This window comes from Pseudomonas sp. HMWF006 (assembly GCF_003061205.1).
GTDB classification, from domain to species: domain Bacteria; phylum Pseudomonadota; class Gammaproteobacteria; order Pseudomonadales; family Pseudomonadaceae; genus Aquipseudomonas; species Aquipseudomonas monsensis.
Genome location: NZ_QAIU01000515.1, coordinates 1 through 5,197, shown reverse-complemented (window position 1 = coordinate 5,197; position 5,197 = coordinate 1). Strand labels below are relative to the sequence as shown.

General features: G+C 62.7%; 7 protein-coding genes. 3 read left to right on the top strand and 4 right to left on the bottom strand.

Going from position 1 to position 5,197, the window contains the following annotated elements; translation table 11 throughout:
• Nucleotides 1–862, top strand: an 862-nt coding sequence (locus DBR24_RS33380; RefSeq protein ID WP_256591755.1) for a sigma-54-dependent Fis family transcriptional regulator, incomplete at its 5' end; no start/stop codon positions are given.
• 11 nt (nt 863–873) lie between these two features.
• Here DBR24_RS33380 and DBR24_RS23045 read toward each other — a convergent pair.
• Complete coding sequence (locus DBR24_RS23045) at nt 874–1,539, bottom strand: DsbA family oxidoreductase (protein WP_128615901.1); 666 nt, start codon at nt 1,537–1,539, stop codon at nt 874–876.
• 155 nt (nt 1,540–1,694) lie between these two features.
• Nucleotides 1,695–2,729 carry an alpha/beta fold hydrolase gene (locus DBR24_RS23040; RefSeq protein ID WP_123466166.1) on the bottom strand — a complete coding sequence of 345 codons (1,035 nt, stop codon included), beginning with the start codon at nt 2,727–2,729 and terminating at the stop codon, nt 1,695–1,697.
• 130 nt (nt 2,730–2,859) lie between these two features.
• On the opposite strand from DBR24_RS23040, the gene DBR24_RS30950 reads away from it, so the two are divergent.
• Nucleotides 2,860–3,018, top strand: a complete 159-nt coding sequence (locus DBR24_RS30950) for a hypothetical protein (protein ID WP_158277048.1) — start codon at nt 2,860–2,862, stop codon at nt 3,016–3,018.
• Between the two features lie 136 nt (nt 3,019–3,154).
• Nucleotides 3,155–4,072 (top strand): transcriptional regulator MetR, encoded by a 918-nt coding sequence (metR, locus tag DBR24_RS23035; protein WP_128615900.1) that lies wholly within the window; start codon nt 3,155–3,157, stop codon nt 4,070–4,072.
• Between the two features lie 65 nt (nt 4,073–4,137).
• Here metR and DBR24_RS23030 read toward each other — a convergent pair whose 3' ends face one another.
• Together DBR24_RS23030 and DBR24_RS23025 are read right to left on the bottom strand one after the other, a co-directional pair.
• Nucleotides 4,138–4,656, bottom strand: coding sequence for a GNAT family N-acetyltransferase (locus DBR24_RS23030; RefSeq protein ID WP_128615899.1), 519 nt, complete (start codon nt 4,654–4,656; stop codon nt 4,138–4,140).
• Nucleotides 4,657–4,658: 2 nt separating this feature from the next.
• A partial coding sequence (locus DBR24_RS23025) for a LysE family translocator (RefSeq protein ID WP_146189105.1) occupies nt 4,659–5,197 on the bottom strand: 539 nt, incomplete at its 5' end.

Genomic DNA, 5,197 nt, shown 5'->3' with positions numbered 1-5,197 from the left:
GGAGATGGTCGCCCGGGCCATCCACAAGCATGGCAATCGCGCCGACAAACCGTTTGTCGCGGTGAACTGCGCGGCGATCCCCGAAGGGCTGCTGGAAAGTGAAATGTTCGGCCATCGCAAAGGCGCGTTCACGGGCGCCGTGGCCGACCGCATCGGGCGCTTTCAGCAAGCCGACAAAGGCACGTTGTTTCTTGATGAAATCGGCGAAATGCCGCTGGCGTTGCAGGCAAAAATCCTCCGCGCCCTGCAAGAACGGGTGATCGAACCGGTGGGCGATACCAAGGAGCGCAAAGTCGATGTGCGGGTGATCGCCGCCACCAACAAGGACCTGCTCGCAGCGGTGGCCAACAAGGAGTTTCGCGAGGATCTTTACTACCGCCTCAACGTATTCCCGATCCCACTGCCGGCCTTGCGTGAACGGGTCGAAGACATCGCTCCGCTCGCCCGACATTTCGCCCATACGCTGGGCGCCGAGGCCGGTAAACGCATCAGCGGCTTCAGCGCGCCGGCCTTGCAGGCGATGACGCGCTACTCGTGGCCGGGCAACATTCGCGAACTGCAGAACTGCGTCGAGCGCGCGACCATCGTCGCATCGGCCAACATCATCGAGGAACAGGATCTGCCGGCGTATCTGTTCGCCGCGCATGCCTCGGACAGCAGCGGCCCGCTGAACGAAATCAACGGTGTGCCGGCGGATCTCGACGCGGCGCTGGCCGAGGTCGAGAAAACCTGCATCCTCGCCGCCCTGCACCAGAGCAACGGGGTACAGGCTGCCGCTGCGCAGTTGATCGGCATCTCCGAACGCAGCTTCTGGTATCGCCTGAAGAAACTCGGGATCCACGTCGACAAGATCGTGCGGTGACCCCGCCGCGCTCAGTTGACCGTGCCGCCCCGGGCTTCACTCATGATCTGCCGGATAGCCCCGACGAAGGTGTCCACCGGCTGCCCGCCCGTGACGGCGTACTGACCGTTGAAGACCACGGTCGGTACTGAGTTCACGCCGCGTTGCAGCCAGAGTTGCTCTTCTGCGCGCACCTCGTCGGCAAATTCGTCGGACGCCAGAATCGCCGCTGCCCGCCGCCGGTCGAGCCCCGCGTCTTCGGCAATGTGCGTCAATTGCGCGTGATCGGACGGGTTGCCGCCATCGGTGAAGTACGCCTTGAACAACGCCTCCTTCAGCGACAATTGCTTACCCTCCAGTCCCGCCCAGTGCAGCAACCGGTGGGCATCGAAGGTGTTATAGATGCGGCTGTTGCCATCGGTGCGAAAGGCGAATCCGACGTCGGCACCACGGGCCCGAATCGCTTCGCGGTTCTTCTGCGACTGCTCCGGGGTCGAGCCGTATTTTTCACCGATGTGCTCGGTGATGTTCTGCCCCTCGGGGCCCATCTTCGGGTTCAGTTCGAACGGCTGAAAATGAATCTCGGCCTGCACTTCGTCGCGCAGGATTTGCAGCGCCTGCAGCAAGCCGTAAAGGCCGACGACGCACCACGGGCAGGAGACGTCGCTGACAAAATCGATTTTCAAAGCGGAACTCATCACACACCTCGCAGGCGGAAATCGTGCGGAAAAGTTTGCACGATACACCTGCCCGGCGCTGCGGTGACAGTGATGGCCCCCTCGCCGGCAAGCCGGCTGCCACAGGATTCACCCAATAGGTGTGGGCGCGGGCTTGCCGCGATGGTGCCCTTGAGTCAAAGCAGATTCCCCGCCGCCACCGGCTCGATCTGCGCCCAATGCGAGGTATCTTCTCGATGCTGCTGCAAATAGGGCAACACCGCCGCCAGCAACGGCGCCTTGAACGCCTCCTGGAAACGATGGGCCAGCCCTGGAATCAGCTTCAACTGACTGCCGCGAATATGCGCCGCCAGATGCACGCCGTGCATCACCGGCAGCAACGGATCGGCCGTACCGTGCACCACCAGCGTTGGCACGCGCAATTGATTGAGCAATGCCACCCGGCTCGGCTCCGCAAGAATGGCCATGATCTGGCGTTTCACGCCTTCCGGATTGAACGCCCGGTCATAAGCCACCGCGGCTTGATGCAGCAACATCTGCCGATCATCCGTGACCGACGGACTGCCCAGCGCCGCCAGTAAATCGGCCTGCTGCTCCAGTGCCACCTCACGATTCGGCGCGCCGCGACGGGCCAGCAATTGCACCAGTGCCGCGCTCGGCGCCGGCAAGCCCTCGGCGCCGGAACTGGTCATGATCAAGGTCAGGCTTTCCACCCGTTGCGGCGCCATCGCCGCCAGATGCTGGGCGATCATCCCGCCCATGCTCGCGCCCAGTACGTGGAACTGGTCAATGTGCAGCGCGTCCATCAGGCCCAGTGCATCGTCGGCCATGTCGGTCAGCGAGTACGGCGCCGACACGGGCAAGCCGAGCTTGTAGCGCAACACCTCGAACGTCAGGTTGGCCTCGGCCGGTGCCTGGCGCCAGGTCGACAGGCCGACATCGCGGTTGTCATAGCGAATCACCCGAAAGCCTTGCTGACACAGCGCCACCACCACTTCGTCGGGCCAGTGGATCAACTGCCCGCCCAGGCCCATGACCAGCAACAGGGCCGGATCCTGAGCACGGCCGATGCTTTGGTAAGCAAGGCTGACCTGTGGCAGATCGACCCGTTCGGTAGGCACGTTGACGTCGCATCGCGAGGCCGCCGCAGCCGGCAGGCCGAACAACAGCGCAGCCAATACGGCCGCGATTGATAAAAATCCCTTGAACATGAAAAACACCGAAACGCAGAACCCCAGTAGAGCGCGAGTCTGATGAAGTTTGTTCAAGCGCGCTGCCACAGTTCGATGACAGTTTGATGAAGAGTGCCGAGCGGTCGGCGCCACGCCTGCGGCGAAAACCATGTACCGCCACGAGCCGGCGCAACCGGCATTCCGCGCCGTCGAGAAAACCCATCTGAAACTGCCCGAGCAGCGTTTCCTCACCCTCGCCGACAACGCCGACTGCCGTACGCGGACATTGGCGGGCGGTCGGTCGTGCTGGTGCATTTCGAGCAGGTGAGCTGAATCCGCAAAAGCCCGCGCCTTCATCGACGCGGGCCAGGGTAAAAAACGCTACGAATATCGACAGCCCGGCCAACATGAGACAAACTCAACGCTTTCGCAATTGTCACAAGTTTTCCTCATGGAGCCAGCCGGTGCTTGAAATCCGCCACCTGAAAACCCTGCACGCCCTGCGCGAAGCCGACAGCCTGGTGGATGCCGCCGATCGCCTGCACCTGACCCAATCGGCGTTGTCTCACCAGTTCAAGGAACTGGAAGAGCGCATGGGCATGGCGCTGTTCGTGCGCAAGACCAAACCGGTGCGGTTCACCAGCGCCGGTCTGCGCCTGTTGCAACTGGCCGACGCCACACTGCCGCTGCTGCGTGCCGCCGAGCGTGACATCGGCCGCCTCGCCGGTGGCACCGCCGGACGCCTGCACATGGCCATCGAATGCCACAGCTGTTTCCAGTGGCTGATGCCGACCATCGACCAGTTCCGCGATGCGTGGCCGGAGGTCGAACTCGACCTGGCCTCGGGTTTCTCGTTCGCCCCCCTGCCGGCGCTGGCCCGTGGTGATCTGGACCTGGTAGTGACCTCCGACCCGCTGGACATTGCCGGCATCACGTACGTGCCGCTGTTCACGTACGAAGCCATGCTCGCGGTTGCCAACCAGCATCCTCTGGCAAGCAAGCCGTATATCGTTGCGGAAGACTTGCTGACAGAAACCCTGATCACCTACCCGGTGGAACGCGATCGTCTGGACATCTTCACCCGCTTCCTCGAACCGGCCGACATAGAGCCTGCGCAGGTACGCACCTCGGAACTGACGGTCATGATGATGCAACTGGTCGCCAGCGGCCGCGGCGTCTGCGGCATGCCGCACTGGGCGTTGCATGAATACAGCTCGCGCGGTTACGTGAAGGGCAAGCGCCTGGGCGAGAAAGGCCTGTTTGCCACGCTGTACGCGGCGATTCGCGCGGACATGCTCGACGCTCCGTACATGCGCGATTTCCTCCTGACGGCCAAGGACACCTCGTTCTCGACCCTCGACGGCGTCAGCGCTGTTCGCTGAAAGATCTGGAAGGGGCAGGTTCAAACGCCGGATTTTTCCCGGACAACAACCCTCCCTCGCCACAATCACCGCGTCCAGGCCGTAGGGAGGAGTTCACGCCACATGTGGATCTTGTCGAAGTAGTCTTCGCCTACGCGCACCGCGAGCGGTTCGAGGCCGAACTGGATAAAGCCGCAACGCTGATACAGATTGAACGCAGCATCGTTGCCAGCGGTGACGGTGAGCTGGATGAGTTTCAGCGCGGGGTGGCTGTGTGCTTCGGTCAGCGCCGCTTGCACCAGTTCATGGCCCAGACCGTGCCGACGAAAATCCGCTGATACATACATGCCGAACAGCGTTGCCTTGTGCCGGGCCTTCTCCCGTGGTTCGAAGGCGAGACCGACGATACCGGCCAACGTGCCGCCCTCGAAGGCGCCAAGCACTGCATCGAGCTTGCTGGTCAGACGCGCTTCCCACCAGCTCAACGGCATGGTCGCCCGCTCGCGCACGCTGGAGGTGAACGCCTGCGGATGGCGGTCGTAGGCCTCAAGCATCAGTTCCCGGTACGCCAGGGCATGACTGGCATCCAGCCGTTCGATCCACATGTTCAAGCCGTCCTGCGTTGTTCAAGCATCAGGCGCACGGCCAGCCCACCGAGCACCAGGCCCATGAAGTAACGCTGCAGCGCCAGCCACGTCGGGTTGCGCACAAACCACGACGCAATGCCTGCCGCGAACAGCGCGATCAACAGATTGACGGTGAAACTGACGCTGATCTGGGTCAGGCCAAGAACGATACTCTGGGTGAACACCGAGCCGTGTTCAGGGGTGATGAACTGCGGAAATACCGACAGATAAAACACGGCGATTTTCGGATTCAGCGCACTGGTGAGAAAGCCCATGGTGATCAATTTGCGCGACGAGTCCGCTGGTAACTGCTGCGCCTCGAACGGCGAACGCGCACCGGGTTTCACCGCTTGCCAGGCCAGCCACAACAGGTACAGGGCGCCGGCCCACTTCAACACTTCATAGGCCATCGGCACCGCGAGAAACACCGCGGTCAACCCCGCTGCCGCAGCAAACAGGTGCACAAAGAACCCCGCCACCACGCCGAGCAATGACGTCACGCCGGCCTTGCGGCCCTGGC